Origin of the sequence: Brevundimonas aurifodinae, assembly GCF_040195595.1 — a bacterium.
GTDB lineage: Bacteria > Pseudomonadota > Alphaproteobacteria > Caulobacterales > Caulobacteraceae > Brevundimonas > Brevundimonas aurifodinae.
This window is the reverse complement of the sequence record NZ_JBEGDD010000019.1, coordinates 23,528-38,017: the sequence shown is the minus strand read 5'-3', so window position 1 is coordinate 38,017 and position 14,490 is coordinate 23,528. Positions and strand designations below refer to the sequence as shown.

The 14,490-nt window shown below is 69.8% G+C and carries 12 protein-coding genes; 9 read left to right on the top strand and 3 right to left on the bottom strand.

Features of this window, described 5'->3' with window-relative positions; all coding sequences use genetic code 11:
* The coding region (locus tag ABN401_RS16035; RefSeq protein ID WP_349685871.1) for a hypothetical protein at positions 1-256 on the bottom strand (256 nt) is incomplete at its 3' end.
* A 112-nt stretch (positions 257-368) separates the two neighbouring features.
* On the opposite strand from ABN401_RS16035, the gene ABN401_RS16030 reads away from it, so the two are divergent.
* The 3 genes from ABN401_RS16030 (at position 369) to ABN401_RS16020 (ending at position 3,304) form a co-directional block, all read left to right on the top strand.
* Entirely contained in the window at positions 369-1,355 is a 987-nt protein-coding gene (locus tag ABN401_RS16030) for a helix-turn-helix transcriptional regulator (RefSeq protein ID WP_349685870.1), read from the top strand.
* 64 nt (positions 1,356-1,419) lie between these two features.
* Positions 1,420-2,823: a gluzincin family metallopeptidase gene (locus tag ABN401_RS16025; protein ID WP_349685869.1), complete on the top strand. Its 1,404-nt coding sequence runs from the start codon at positions 1,420-1,422 to the stop codon at positions 2,821-2,823.
* A gap of 43 nt (positions 2,824-2,866) precedes the next feature.
* A complete protein-coding gene (locus tag ABN401_RS16020) occupies positions 2,867-3,304 on the top strand; it encodes a hypothetical protein (RefSeq protein WP_349685868.1) in 438 nt (145 codons plus the stop codon).
* Positions 3,305-3,358: 54 nt separating this feature from the next.
* On the opposite strand, the gene ABN401_RS16015 is transcribed toward ABN401_RS16020, so the two are convergent.
* Positions 3,359-4,795 (bottom strand): helix-turn-helix domain-containing protein, encoded by a 1,437-nt coding sequence (locus tag ABN401_RS16015; protein WP_349685867.1) that lies wholly within the window; start codon positions 4,793-4,795, stop codon positions 3,359-3,361.
* A 294-nt stretch (positions 4,796-5,089) separates the two neighbouring features.
* Here ABN401_RS16015 and aceA point away from each other — a divergent pair, with 294 nt between their 5' ends.
* Together aceA and ABN401_RS16005 are read left to right on the top strand one after the other, a co-directional pair.
* Positions 5,090-6,364: an isocitrate lyase gene (aceA, locus tag ABN401_RS16010; RefSeq protein ID WP_349685866.1), complete on the top strand. Its 1,275-nt coding sequence runs from the start codon at positions 5,090-5,092 to the stop codon at positions 6,362-6,364.
* Positions 6,365-6,386: 22 nt separating this feature from the next.
* Positions 6,387-6,602: a hypothetical protein gene (locus tag ABN401_RS16005; RefSeq protein WP_349685865.1), complete on the top strand. Its 216-nt coding sequence runs from the start codon at positions 6,387-6,389 to the stop codon at positions 6,600-6,602.
* A 179-nt stretch (positions 6,603-6,781) separates the two neighbouring features.
* Here the strand turns inward: ABN401_RS16005 and ABN401_RS16000 are convergent, their stop codons facing one another.
* Positions 6,782-9,067, bottom strand: coding sequence for an ATP-binding protein (locus tag ABN401_RS16000; protein WP_349685864.1), 2,286 nt, complete (start codon positions 9,065-9,067; stop codon positions 6,782-6,784).
* Positions 9,068-9,233: 166 nt separating this feature from the next.
* On the opposite strand from ABN401_RS16000, the gene ABN401_RS15995 reads away from it, so the two are divergent.
* From ABN401_RS15995 to pstB, 4 genes are all read left to right on the top strand, one after another.
* Positions 9,234-10,640 carry a sensor histidine kinase gene (locus ABN401_RS15995; RefSeq protein WP_349685863.1) on the top strand — a complete coding sequence of 469 codons (1,407 nt, stop codon included), beginning with the start codon at positions 9,234-9,236 and terminating at the stop codon, positions 10,638-10,640.
* A 146-nt stretch (positions 10,641-10,786) separates the two neighbouring features.
* Positions 10,787-12,220: a phosphate ABC transporter permease subunit PstC gene (gene pstC / locus ABN401_RS15990; RefSeq protein WP_349685862.1), complete on the top strand. Its 1,434-nt coding sequence runs from the start codon at positions 10,787-10,789 to the stop codon at positions 12,218-12,220.
* Entirely contained in the window at positions 12,213-13,511 is a 1,299-nt protein-coding gene (pstA, locus tag ABN401_RS15985; protein WP_349685861.1) for a phosphate ABC transporter permease PstA, read from the top strand. Before pstC ends, pstA begins: the two co-directional genes overlap by 8 nt.
* A gap of 4 nt (positions 13,512-13,515) precedes the next feature.
* On the top strand, positions 13,516-14,484 hold the full coding sequence (gene pstB, locus ABN401_RS15980; RefSeq protein ID WP_349685860.1) for a phosphate ABC transporter ATP-binding protein PstB: 969 nt from the start codon (positions 13,516-13,518) through the stop codon (positions 14,482-14,484).
* Positions 14,485-14,490: the final 6 nt, after the last annotated feature.

The window sequence follows — 14,490 nt, the reverse complement described above, 5'->3', positions numbered from 1 at the left end:
ACGCCGCCATCCGCCACTCGGTCTCGCCACCGGCGCGCGCCTCGTCCCACAGGGCGTCCTCGTCGGAGTAGCGGGCCGACGCGCGGGCATCGATCACGTCGATCACCTGTTCTTCCAGCCGGTCCCAGATCACCGCCAGGTCGCCGCAGCCGTCGGCCTCGCACGGCACGATCAGATAGCGGTTGGCGGCCACGGCGGCGGCGGGGCTGAAGGCGGGGCCGTTGGTCAGGGTGGGGCGGGCGAACATGCGGGCCATGAGGTCTGTCTCCGGGTTCGGCGTCGTGCCGTTGAGAAGATTGTCACACCGTGATACGTCAAAATCGGACGTATCGCGTTCCGCCTGCGTTCTTTTTCTGCGAGGCCCCTCTATGCGCCACGACAAGGCGTTCCAGCTGATCGAACTGGCGCGGCGCATGGCGGCTTCGGCCGAGGGTCTGACGCTGGACGACATGGCGCGCGAAATGCAGGTCGCCCGCCGCACGGCCGAGCGGATGCGCGACGCGGTCCTGTCCCTGTTCCCGACGGCTGAGGAGGTGTTCGACCCGCCCCACAAACGCTGGCGCATCCGCAGCGGACTGTCGGCCTTCGAACAGGCCCCGACCGCCACCGAGATGCTGGAACTGGCCAAGGCGTCCCAGGCCCTGCGCGCCTCCGGCGAACCGGCCCGCGCCGCCGCCCTCGACAGTCTGGAGCGCAAGCTGAAATCGGCCATGCGTTCGACCGCGCTCAACCGCATGGCCCCGGACCTCGAAGCTCTGGTTCGCGCCGAGACCATCGCCGTTCAGGCCGGGCCCCGCCCGACCGCCGATGAAGCCATGCTGACGGCCATTCGCGCCGCCGTCCTGGCTCAGGCTCCCCTGGGCTTCACCTACAGCCGCCCGAACGCCGAGCCGCGCCGCCGCGTCGTCGCACCCTGCGGCCTGATGTTCGGCCGCGCCAACTATCTGGTCGCCGCCGATCGCGAGACCGGCCGCGTCCAGACCTTCCGCCTCGATCGCATGAGCGCCGTGGAGCGCCAGGACGGCTTCGCCCCCCCGCCCGAGGATTTCGACCTCGCCGCCTTCGCCGGCCAGTCCTTCGGCATCTATCAGGACCAGGTCGAGGACGTGGTGCTGCGCGTCGCGCCGGGCGAAAAGGCCGCCGAGGCCCGCGGCTGGCGCTGGCATCCGACGCAGAGCCTGGAGGATCAGCCCGACGGCTCGGTCCTCGTCCGCTTCCGCGCGTCGGGCATGCGCGAACTGGCCTGGCACCTGTTCACCTGGGGCGACCAGATCACCATCCTCGCGCCCGACCGGCTGAAGACGGTGATGGCCGAGGAGATCGCGGCGGCGAACCGGGCGCTGGGGACCGCATGAGCAATCCTTAAGGTGACGCCTGGCCGATCGCGCCCTATCCGGCCGTCAGAACACGGAGGGGACGATGAAGGCGATCCTGACGGCGGTGGCGATCCTCGCCCTGACGGCGACTGGCGGCGCGGCGGCGACGCAAGAAGAGCCGGTCCGCGCGGCGGTCACCCGCGCCGGCGACGCCTGGGGCCTCGACTACGTCCTGAACCAGGACGCCCCGGTCTGGGTCTTCCAGCGGTCGGCTTTGCAGGTGCGGCCGGGTCCCCGCCGGCCCTGGCGGCTGGATCAGTGGCGGGTCGAGACGCCCGGCGTCGCGTTGGAACGGCACGGTGCCCACGACGTGCTGCGCTCGGTGACCGGCGGGCCCGTCCCCCGCCGCGTCCGCCTGTCGATGCGGCCCCGCGCCGCCGAGCTTGAGGCCGAATACGCCACCCTGACCTTCTCCGACGGGGCGGTGGCCCTGCCCAGCGGCCAGTTCGACCTGTTCCCCCTGTCGTCGGTCGAGGCCGCCGGCGCTCTGCCCTCGGACCTGAACGGCGTGACCCACGGCGGCGGCCCGGCCGAGATCACCTGGCGCGACGCCCGTGGCCCGATCCTGTTCCGGGGCGAACGCCACGACGCCGTCACCGAGACGAACGCCGAGACCTACGTCCTGTTCGGCGACGCCGCCGTGGTCGAGGGCGAGGCCATGACCACGGTCATGGACCCCGCTCTGCCCGCGTGGATCCCTGCCGCCCTGGGCGAGTTCGCGCCCCGCGTGGCCGCTTTCTATGCCGACCGCCTCGGCCCGGGTCAGACCGATCATCCGACCGTCATGGTCAGCTGGACCGGCCCGACGCCGAACGTCTATTCCATGGGCGGCAGCGTCATGCCCGGCCTGATCGTGATGAGCTTCGAGGGCACGGGCGTCGTGGAGCCCAGCGCCGATCTGACCCGGATGGCGCGCTGGTTCATCGGCCACGAGAGCGCGCATTTCTGGCTGGGCCAGACGGTCCGCTACCAGGCCGCGCGGGACGCCTGGATCATGGAAGGCGGCGCGGACCTGATGGCCGTCCGCGCGATCCAGGCGCTGGAGCCCGCCTATGACGCCCGCGCCGAGCTGCAGACGTCGGTCGACGACTGCGTGGCCCTGGCCGCCAACGGCCCGGTCGCGACGGCCGCCGATCGGGGCGAGCACCGGGCGAACTACGCCTGCGGCGCGGTGTGGGGCCTGGTCGCCGAGGGGGCGATGCGGGCGCGCGGCGGGGACTGGTTCGATTTCGTCCGGGGCCTGCTCGACGCCAACCGCGCCGACGGCGTCCTGACCCGCGACGAGTGGCTGGCCGCCCTGACCGAGGCCTCCGGCGACCCGTCGCTGGGCGAGGGCATCGCGCGCATGCTGGACCAGACCCCCGATCCCGCCGCCGAGATCGCCCGCCTGTTCGATCGCGCCGGCGTGGCCTATCGGCGGGAGGACGGTCGGGTCGTCCTGGCATGACCTACGTCCGATTCTGACGCACCGCCCTGTCATGATCGCCCTCATGACCGACACAGCCCCCACCGACGACCTCTGGACCCTGGCGCGCGAGGCCTATCTGTCCGGCGCGACCGCCAGCCTCGTTTGCCGCCAGTTCGATCTTGCCCCCTCCACCTTCTGGCGCCGCGCGGCAGCGGAAGGCTGGCTTCGGCGCGACGCGCCCGCTCCGGCACCCGAGGCGTTCGATCCGGACGCCCCCGTGGAGACCGCCGCCGCCAGCCGCGACACCGCCTGGCGGCGGTTCGGGCGCGCGATGGCCCAGGGTCGCGTGGCCGAGGCTGAACGCTGGCTGCGGCTGCACGAGACCCTGACGGAACTTGCCCGGCGTGAGGCTGCGGCCGCCCGCGCCGCCGCCGATCCGATCACCCAGGCCATGCGCCGTCGCCTTGATGACCTGACCCAGGACTCCTACGGCCACCTCGTCGATGGCGACGCCGCGTGAGAGAAGTGAGAGTCACTCCCGCGCCCCCGACCGACTCTCACTCCGGCCATGACATCACGCCTCGCCGAACGGATAGGGGCTGACCGATTTGGACCAGTCGTCGACCTTCAGCGGCCGGTCCACGGGCGGGGCCGCGCGCTGGGCGCACGGGTGGCGATGGCACAGGCGACACGCCGGGCCGATGGGCGTGACCTCGGGCGCCGCCAGATCCAGCCCCCGCGCATAGGCCAGCCGCCTGGCCTCCTTCAGCTCGCAGCCCAGGCCGATGGCCAGGTCATAGCGTTCGCCCTGACCGCCCTGCGCCTGCAACGCGCCCTGACGGTCCACGGTGCGCGCCAGGGTGAACCAGCGGGTCCCGTCCGGCGTCTCGATGATCTGGGTCACCAGCCGCCCCGGCGTGCGAAAGGCGCTGTGCAGCCTCCACCGGGGGCAGGCCCCGCCGAAGCGGGCGAAGGGAAAGGCGCCCGAGGCATAGCGTTTGGACACATTGCCCGCCTGATCGACGCGGATCAGAAAGAAGGGCACCCCCCGCGCCGTCGGTCGGCTCAGCGTCGTCAGCCGGTGCGACACCTGTTCGAACGACACCGAGAACCGCGCCTGCAACCGCGCGATGTCGTATCCCGTCGCCTCGGCCAGCCGCTGGAACGCCGCATAGGGCATCAGGATGGCCGCCGCGAGGGTGTTGGTCAGCGACACCTTGAGCAGAGCCGCCGTCGCCGCGTCCGGTGCCCGCGCGGCCTCGACCAGGGCGGTCAGCTCCGCCTCATGCTCGGCCAGGGCCAGCTGATAGACGATGGCGAAGGCCCGGCTGGAGGGATCCAGCGTCTCGGACAGCAGCAGCCTGCGCCGGTGCGGATCGAACCGCCGCGTCCATTCCACCATGACCTCGGCGGGCATGACCTTGACCGCCAGATTGTGCCGGGTCGCCAGCCGCGCCCGCGCCAGGGCTTCGCACCCCTCGCCGGTCATGGTGGGGTCCAGCGAGGCGTGCAGCGTCTCGCCCAGCCCGTCCAGTTCGGGGAAATAGTTCGACCGCGCCTGGATCCAGTCGCGCACCCAGTCGGACGGAGAGGGGCCTTCGGACGCCGCTCCCTCGATCAGGGCCGCGCGCGCCCGGTCCCGCTGTTCGGTGAAGGCGCGGTAAAGGCGCAACAGGGCCTCCGCCGCCCCGGGGGCTTCCTCGGTCAGGGTCAGCAGTTCGTGACGGGGCGTGTCCAGCCCCTGGAACAGCGGATCGGCCAGCACCTCCGCCAGCGCCTGCTCGCCCGCCGGCCCGGCTTGCCCCAGCGCCCGCAGATCGACGTCATAGGTCTCGGCCAGCCGCAGCAGCAGCTGCGCCGTGACCGGCCGCTGGTTCCGCTCGATGTGGTTCAGATAGCTGGGCGAGACCCCCAGGTCCCCGGCCATCGCCGTCTGCGTCAGCCCCCTCTCGCGCCGCAACCGCTTGAGCCGGGCTCCGAGAAACAGTTTGCGATCGGCGGCGACGTCCATCCAGCTTCCCCACCGTGCACCCCGGCGAAGGCCGGGGTCCAGATCACGGACTCCGCACTGGAGCGCAGGGCGACGGACCCGTGCCCTGCCAATGCGTGCGCTTCTGGACCCCGGCCTTCGCCGGGGTGCGCGGAAAGAGGAGAGTGTCACACTATGACTAATTCGCCAAGGTCATATCGTGACAAACTGACATCATCTCAACCGGCCTACCTGTATCAAATCCGACAACCGCGTGTTCTCTAGGGGGAGCCGAGACGACGATCGCCCGGCCGCATCGACCCGAAAGAGCCCGCCATGACGACCTTCGCCGACCTCGTTCCCGCCCCCGCCGGCCGCTTCGACGGCATCGAGCGCCCCTACACCCCTGAGGACGTGCTGCGTCTGCGCGGTTCGGTGCCGATCACCCACACCCTGGCCGAGCGCGGCGCGAACCGCCTGTGGGAGCTGCTGCACTCCGAGCCCTACATCAATGCGCTCGGTGCCGTGACCGGCAACCAGGCCATGCAGATGGTCCGCGCGGGCCTGAAGGCCATCTATCTGTCGGGCTGGCAGGTCGCCGCCGACGCCAACACCGCCGGGGCCATGTATCCGGACCAGTCGCTGTATCCGGCCAACGCCGCGCCCGAGCTGTGCCGCCGCATCAACCGCACCCTGCAGCGCGCCGACCAGATCGAGCACGCCGAGGGCGGGGCCAAGCGCGACTGGTTCGTGCCGATCGTCGCCGACGCCGAGGCCGGCTTCGGTGGTCCGCTGAACAGCTTCGAGATCATGAAGGCCTTCATCGAGGCGGGCGCCGCCGGCGTCCACTTCGAGGACCAGCTGGCGTCCGAGAAGAAATGTGGCCACCTGGGCGGCAAGGTCCTGATCCCGACCCAGGCGCATGAGCGCAACCTGATCGCCGCGCGCCTGGCCGCCGACGTCATGGGCGCCCCGACCATCACCGTCGCCCGCACCGACGCCGAGAGCGCCCAGCTGATCACCTCGGACATCGACGAGCGCGACCAGCCCTTCATCGACCGCGACAACCGCACGCCCGAAGGCTTCTTCCGCCTGAAGGAGGGCACGGGCCTGGACCACTGCATCGCCCGCGGCCTGTCCTACGCCAAGATCGCCGACCTCTTGTGGTGGGAAACCAGCCACCCCGACCTGGACGACGCCAGGAAGTTCGCCGAGGCCGTCCAGAAGCAGTATCCGGGCAAGCTGATGGCCTACAACTGCTCACCCTCGTTCAACTGGAAGGCCAAGCTGGACGACGCCACCATCGCCAAGTTCCAGCGCGAGCTGGGGGCCATGGGCTACAAGTTCCAGTTCGTGACCCTTGCCGGCTTCCACAGCCTGAACAATTCGATGTTCGAGCTGGCCGACGGCTACCGTGACCGCGGCATGGCGGCCTATTCGGAGCTGCAGCAGCGCGAGTTCGCCAACGAGGCCATCGGCTACACCGCCACGCGCCACCAGCGCGAGGTCGGGACCGGCTATTTCGACCAGGTCGCCACCGTCATCTCCAACGGCACGTCCTCGACGACGGCGCTGAAGGACTCGACCGAAACCGCCCAGTTCGCGGCCTGATCAGAAACGAGGAGACGATCCCATGGAACCGCTCAGCAGACCCCAGGCCATTATCGATTTCTGCCTGGCCCCCCTGAACCTCGAACCCGGTGCCGAAGCCGAGCAGGAGGTCCGCCGCCGGCTGGAGCACGTCATCAAGACCTTCCAGGCCAAGGCCGCGACGCCCGCGCCTCTGTCCGTCGACTTCTCCAAGATGCCCAGCCAGGTCATCAACGAAGCCGCCCACGGCTACGAGTGACGACGTTCTCCCTCCCCCTGCAGGGGGAGGGTGGTCGAAGCGAAGCGGAGACCGGGTGGGGGCGGCCGGTCGAACCAGACTCAAGCCTAGATCGCCTGTGTGTCGCCTTGCCGCCCCACCCGATCGCTGCGCGATCTGCCCTCCCCCGCAGGGGGAGGGAAAACGTCGGTGCGCGTGCCCTACGCCGCCAACGCTCGGCTCTCACCGCCGAGTTCCTCGACCAGGGCCAGCAGTTCGGCCGCGTCGAACGGCTTGGACAGGTGCCGGTCGGCACCCGCCGCCTTTCCCGCCGCGACGTGATCGGGCAGGGCATTGGCCGTCAGCATGACGATGGGCGTGCGGCGCTCCGCCGTCGCCGCTTCCAGCCGTCGTACCTCGCGCACCGCCGTCAGCCCGTCCATGACCGGCATCTGCATGTCCATCAGGATCAGATCGAAGCGCTGGTTTCGGGCGGCCGCGACCGCCTGGGCTCCGTCTTCCACCGCGACCAGATCGACGGGCACCGCGCCCAGGATCAGCTCCACCACCTTGCGATTGGTGGGATGGTCGTCTGCGATCAGAACCTTCAGTCGCCGCTTGGCTTGATCCGCTTCCGCGCTGGGCTGGACCGGAGCGAGCGCCGGCGCTTCGGCCACCACCAGCGGCAGGGTCAGGATGAAGGCCGAGCCGCCGCCGGGCTCGCTCTCGCAATCCAGCGTTCCGCCCATCATGTCCGCCAGTTGGCGACAGATGGCCAGGCCCAGGCCCGTGCCGCCGAACCTTCGGGTGATGGTGCCGTCCGCCTGTTCGAACCGGGTGAACAGCTTGGCCTTGGCCGCCGCGTCGAAGCCGACGCCCGTATCCTCGACCGTGAATCTCAGGATGGCAGACCCGTCCGGAGCCTTGCCAGCGGTGGCCGTCAGGCTGACGAAGCCGGTGGTCGTGAACTTGACGGCGTTCGACACCAGATTGGTCAGAACCTGCTTGACCCGGACCACATCGCCCCGCACCCAGCCCCCCGCCGACGGATCGACCTCGACGAAGAATTGCAGGCCCTTCTCCTGGGCCGGCGCGCCATACAACTGCGCGGCCTCGTGGATCGCCCGGGCCAGGTCATACGGTTCGTCGGCGATCTCCAGCCGCCCGGACTCGACCCGGGCCAGATCCAGGATGTCGCTCAACAGCGTCTTCAGGGTCGCCCCCGACGACTGGATCAGGTCCAGCATCTCGCGCTGGCCGGCATCCAGGTCGGTCTTGGCCAGGGCCTGGGTCAGGCCGATCACCCCGTTCAAGGGGGTGCGGATCTCGTGGCTCATATTGGCCAGGAACTCGGACTTGGCGCGGTTCGCCTGCTCGGCCGCGTTCTTGGCCTCAGCCAGGGCGTGGGCGTCGCGCTTCAGGTCGGAGATGTCGTTGACGACCGTGACGATCCCGCCATGGGCCGTGCGCCGGTCCTGGACCCGCAGCCAGCGATCGCCGCCGATCCGTTGCTCGACTGAGTTCGACAGCCGACGGCGCGCCGCCAGACGCTCCTCGACCCATTCCTCCTCGCGGCCGATCGCGTCGGCATAGAGGCCGGCGTCCAGGCCGATCTGCAGCATGTCACGGAAACGGACGCCGACGGCCAGGGCATCGGCGACTTCGGTGTTCACCTCGGCGTAGCGGGCGTTCCAGATCAGCAGGCGGTCGTCGGCGTCATAGAATCCAAGGCCGTCCGGCATGGTGTCGATGGCCTCGCGCAGGTGGCTGAGCGCCGAATTGCGTCCCCACAGGCCGATGGCGGTGACGATGGCGGCGATCCCGACAACCAGGGTCGCGCCCCCGACGACCCAGATCAGCAGACCCATTTCCGAGATCGCGCTGGTGGGCATGACTGCGGTCGGGTCGGGCATGATCTCGATGGCGGACATCGATCCGAAATGCAGGGCGCAGACGCTCAGGACCGCGAAGGCCGTATTGGCCGGGATTCGCCACCAGCCGTCGCGCCGCGCCCAAAGCGCGGTGCAGAGCGCCAGGGTCAGGCTCGCCAGGACCGCGAGTCCCGCGCCGGTCAGGCTCCAGCTCATGACCGCGCCGTCCATGCGGATGGCGGCCATCCCCACGAAATGCATCGCTGCCACGCTGGAGGCCGCCACCAGGGCGACCAGCACGCGTGTCAGTCGCGAGCCGCTGCCCAGGGCGACGGCCACCCCCAGCAGCAGGCCGACGATCACGATCCCCAGCGACGCGAGGGTCTCGGCGCCGCCGTACCGCAGGGGCGTGTCGCTCTGGTAGCCCAGCATGGCCAGGAAATGCGTCGCCCAGACCCCCAGGCCGCCGACCACGCCCGCCGCGGCGCCCAGCGCCAGTCGCGCCCGCGACGCTGATCGGCGCGCCATGCCGATCAGGGTGATGCAGGTGGCCAGTCCCGTGACGCAGACGCCGGCGGCCAGCAGCGTCAGCCGCCAGTCGTGCTCGACCACCAGACAATTCACCAGCCAATCCAAAGGCGGCTTCCCCCTCAGTTGGGTTCAACATGACGCCAAGAGGTAAAAAATCCGGTCGCGTCCCGCAGCGCGTCGCCAAAATCGCCACCTGTCATGGTGTGGCCGCGTGCCGGTGCTAGATTTCCACGAATCGAGGAGGCGTTCGGCCTTCCGAGGCGGACGCCTGATGCCTTTTTCGGACTCACCCTCGCCGGTCGCCCCCCTGCCCAGTTCGCGTTTGTGGACGGCCAGCACGACGGGCGGGGTAGCGGTGGTGATCATGCTGCTCCTCGCGGCGGCGCGTCCCGACATGGCGGCGTGGCTGCTGGTCGGGGCCGCGATCGTGGCGCTCGTCACCTGGCTCGGCAGTCGTCCGGTCGACCGGGCCGTCACGGTCCTGGGTCCCGCGATCGCCGCCGCGGAGACACCGGCCGGCCTGGGGGACAACCGGCTGCTGGACGCGGTCTTCGAGGCGCTGGACGACCCGGTGATGATCATCGCCGGCGGCGAGGCCGACGACATCGCCGGTCGGCGCATCATCCTGGCCAATCGCGCCGCCCGGGACCTGCTCCGTATTCCGCGGGCGGGGTCATTGCTGGTGTCGGCGATGCGCGATCCCGGTGTTCTGGAGGCAGTCGACGAAGCCTTGTTCGGAGGTCTCGGGCGGACGACCGACTACACGGCGGCCGGGGCCCGGGAGCGGCACTGGAAGGCCTGGGTCCGACCTTTGGAGGCCTCGCCGGGCGGCGGCCGGACCGCGATCCTGGGCCTGCGTGACGAGACGGACGTGCGCCGCATGGAGCTCATGCGCGTCGACTTTCTGGCGAACGCCAGCCACGAACTGCGCACCCCCCTGGCGTCGCTCAGCGGCTTCATTGAGACGCTCAAGGGGCACGCCCGCGACGACAGCGTGGCGCGTGATCGCTTCCTCGACATCATGGCGGCCCAGGCCGAGCGGATGAGCCGACTGGTCGCCGACCTGCTGTCCCTCAGCCGGATCGAGCTCAACGAGCACATCCCGCCGTCGGGTCGCCTCGATGTCGCGCGGGCGGCCTCCGACGTCGTCGATGCGATCAGCGTCCTGTCCCAGGACAAGGGGGTCACGGTCCTTCTCGATGTTCCTCCGCTCGAGGCCCGGATCGCCGGCGACCGGGACGAGATCGTCCAGGTCATCCAGAACCTGACCGACAACGCGATCAAATACTCGGCCGTCGGCGGCCTGGTCGAGCTGAGCGTCCGCTCCGATCTGGACACCGAGGCCGCCGCCGCGCCTCGCCTGCCGGGCGCGGCGCGTCTGTCCCTCCTGACCCCCGATCGCGACGCCACCGCCCGCTATGTCGCCGTGACGGTTCGCGACTACGGCCCGGGCATGGCGCGCGAGCATCTGCCGCGCCTGACGGAACGCTTCTATCGGGTGGAGGGCCAGAAGAGCGGTGACCGTCCGGGAACGGGCCTTGGCCTGGCGATCGTCAAGCACATCGTCAATCGCCATCGGGGCGGGCTGATGGTCGAGAGCGCGCCGGGGGAAGGCTCCCTGCTGGTCGCCTATTTCCCTCAGCTGGACGCCGCCCCGGCGATCGAAGCCGCTGCGTGACGGGCTGGCGACGGTCGCCTCCGACGTCGTTGCAGAACTGTCATGGAACCGTCCTAATCCGCTGACCATCCGAGGGCAGTTTCCGCGCCGAGACGGGCCGATGATCGGTGCGGCCTCTGATTCCGGCGCGTGTCGCTAGGGGCCTGATGATCTGGTTTCTGATTCCCGTGGTCGCCGTCCTGGCCGTCGTCGCCTATGCGGCGGGGCTCGCCTTGGCCAAACGTCGCGCGGCCGGGCACCCCCAGGCCCATTCGCGGCCGCAGCAGCACGGCTACTATGCGTTGATCTGGGTCGCCGCCCCGGCGCTCGCCGTCATCATTCTGGCCGGCATCTTCTCGGGCCCGATCGCCCAGAACCTGATCTCCGCCGGCCTGCCCGACGTGGTCCAGGACATGGAGCCCTTCCGCCGCGACGCCTTCCTGAATGATGCGCGACTGCTGGGCGAGGGGCAGCGGCCCTTCCAGACCTGGACGGGCCCGCTGGCTGAGGCTCTGGAAAGCGAGGCCGCCCGGTCGGCCGGTATCCAGCGCACCCTGATGTGGGGCGGCATCGCGGGGGCCGCCCTCGCGGCCCTGCTGGGCGGTCTTCTCGCCTTCGCCCAGATCGGTCCGACCCTCAGGGCCCGCAATCGGGTCGAGGGCTGGATCGGTGGTCTGCTGTTCGCCTGTTCGGTGGTCGCCATCCTGACCACGGTCGGCATCGTCTTCTCGCTGGTGTTCGACGCGGTGCGGTTCTTCGACCGGGTGTCGATCACCGAGTTCCTCTTCGGCACCCAGTGGAGCCCCCAGATCGCCATCCGGGCCGATCAGGTCGGCTCGACGGGCGCTTTCGGGGCCGTTCCCCTGTTCGCGGGCACCTTCCTGATCATGCTGATCGCCATGGCCGTGGCCGCGCCGGTCGGCCTGTTCTCGGCCATCTATCTGTCGGAATACGCCGGACCGATCACCCGCGGGGTGGTCAAGCCGATGCTGGAGATCCTCGCCGGCGTCCCGACGGTCGTCTACGGCTTCTTCGCCGCCCTGACCGTGGGCCCCGCGTTCCGGGAGTTCTTCAACGGTATCGGTGCCCTGCTGGTCGGCGGACCGCTGGACGGCCTCGGCCAGTATCTGATGCTGGTCCAGAACCAGATGGCGCTGGTCGCCGGCACCGTCATGGGGATCATGCTGATCCCGTTCGTCTCGTCCCTGTCCGACGACATCATCAACGCCGTGCCCCAGTCGCTGCGCGACGGCTCCTACGCCATGGGCGCGACCAAGTCCGAGACCGTCAGTCGCGTCCTGCTGCCCGCCGCCCTGCCGGGCATCGCCGGGGCCATGCTGCTGGCGGTGTCGCGCGCCATCGGCGAGACCATGATCGTGACCATGGCCGCCGGTCTCGCCGCCAACCTGACGCTCAACCCGCTCGACACCGTCACCACGGTCACGGTCCAGATCGTCACCCTTCTGACCGGCGACCAGGAGTTTGACAGCGCCAAGACCCTGGCCGCGTTCGGCCTTGGCCTGACCCTGTTCATCGTCACCCTGCTGCTGAACATCGTCGCCCAGCGGATCGTCCAGACCTATCGGGAACAGTATGACTGACGCGACCGCCGATCCCCGATCGGGCCGCGCGGCCCGCGACGGCGCGCTCCAGCGTGGCCTCAAGAAACGCTATGCCCGCGAGGCGCGCTTCCGCTTCTACGGGCTGTTCGCGATCGCCATCGCCATCGGCTTCCTGGTGCTGCTGCTCGGCCGGATCATCGAACAGGGCCACACCGCCTTCACCGCCAGCCAGATCACCGTCCCCGTCTATATGGACCCCGCCCGGATCGATCGGGACTATCCTCAGGGCACCAACTTCCAGCTGCTGGTGGCCCAGCAGCAGCTGGCCCGCATGGGCGTGGTCGACGACGCCCAGGGGACCCAGGCGACCGCCTATCGCACCCTGCTGTCGTCCGAGCTCAAGTTCCGCGCCGCCGACCTGGTGCGTCGCGATCCCTCGGTGATCGGCCAGACGGTCGAGATCACCGCCCCGATGTCGGACGACGCCGACCTCTATTACAAGGGCGAGATCACGCGCGACGAAGACGCCGCCCTGCGCCGAGTCTCGGACCGGCAGATGGAATGGCTGGACGATCTGAAGCGCGACGGCTCGGTCACCTCGGGCTTCAACACCCTGTTGTTCACCCAGGGAGACTCGACCGAGCCCGAGCTGGCGGGCGTGCTGGGGGCCGTGGTCGGCTCGGCCCTGATGCTGCTCGTGACCGCCCTGATCGCCATCCCCCTGGGCGTCGGCGCGGCCGTCTATCTGGAGGAGTTCGCCAGGAAGGGCCGGATCACCGACCTGATCGAGGTCAACATCAACAATCTCGCCGCCGTGCCGTCGATCGTCTACGGCCTGCTGGGCCTGGCCCTGTTCATCAACTTCGCCCACCTGCCGCGGTCCTCGCCGCTGGTCGGGGGTCTGGTGCTGGCCCTGATGGCCCTGCCGACCATCATCATCGCCACCCGCTCGTCGCTGAAGGCGGTGCCGCCTTCGATCCGCGAGGCCGCCCTGGCCATGGGCGCCAGCCGCACCCAGACGGTGTTCCACCACGTCCTGCCCCTGGCCATGCCGGGCGTCATGACCGGGACCATCATCTCCATGGCCCACGCCCTGGGCGAGACGGCCCCGCTGCTGCTGATCGGCATGGTCAGCTTCGTGCCGGGAATCCCCGGGGCCATCACCGAGCCGGCGGGCGCCCTGCCGTCGCTCGTCTACATCTGGGAGAACGCGTCGGAGCTGGCCTTCCACGAGCGGACGGCCGCCGCGATCCTCGTCCTCCTCGTCTTCATGATCGTCATGAACGCCGCCGCGATCCTGCTGCGTCGGCGCTTCGAACGCCGGTGGTAAGCGCATGAAACTCCCCTTTTTCCGCAGCCCCGACGGCCGCGAGGGCGGCACCCCCGCTGATCCGACCGAGGCCCCGCGCATGGGCGGACAGGTGCTGCCCGGCGCCGACGCGCCGCTCGACCGGCGCGACGAGACCGTGCTGCCGACCGAACCAGCTGTGTCGGACGCCCAGGGGGAGGTGCCCCCGACCGTCACCGCGCCCGCCGTCCCCGTTGGCCCGACGAAGATCGCGGCGCGCGACATCTCGGTCTTCTACGGCGACAAACAGGCCCTGTACGACGTCAGCCTGGACATCCCCGACAAGACGGTGACGTCCTTCATCGGCCCGTCGGGCTGCGGCAAGTCGACCTTCCTGCGCTGCATGAACCGGATGAACGACACCATCCAGGGCGCCAGGGTGACGGGCCAGATCCTGATGGACGGCGACGACATCAACGCCCGCTCGGTCGATCCCGTCCTGCTGCGCGCCCAGGTCGGCATGGTGTTCCAGAAGCCGAACCCTTTCCCCAAGACCATCTACGAGAACGTCGCCTACGGCCCGCGCATCCACGGCCTGACCAGCTCCAAGTCCGAGATGGACGGCATCGTCGAGGTCTCGCTGAAGCGCGCCGGCCTGTGGGACGAGGTGGCCGACCGCCTGCACTCCGCCGGCACCGGCCTGTCGGGCGGCCAGCAGCAGCGCCTGGTCATCGCCCGCGCCATCGCCGTGAACCCCGAAGTCATCCTGATGGACGAGCCCTGCTCGGCGCTCGACCCCATCGCAACGGCCAAGATCGAGGAGCTGATCGACGAGCTGCGCGAGCAGTACTGCATCGTCATCGTCACCCACTCGATGGCCCAGGCGGCTCGCGTCAGCCAGCGCACGGCCTTCTTCCACCTCGGGCGCCTGGTCGAGCACGGCGACACCGAGGAAATCTTCACGAATCCCCGCGAACGGCGCACGCTCGACTACATCACTGGCCGGTTCGGTTAAGGGCCT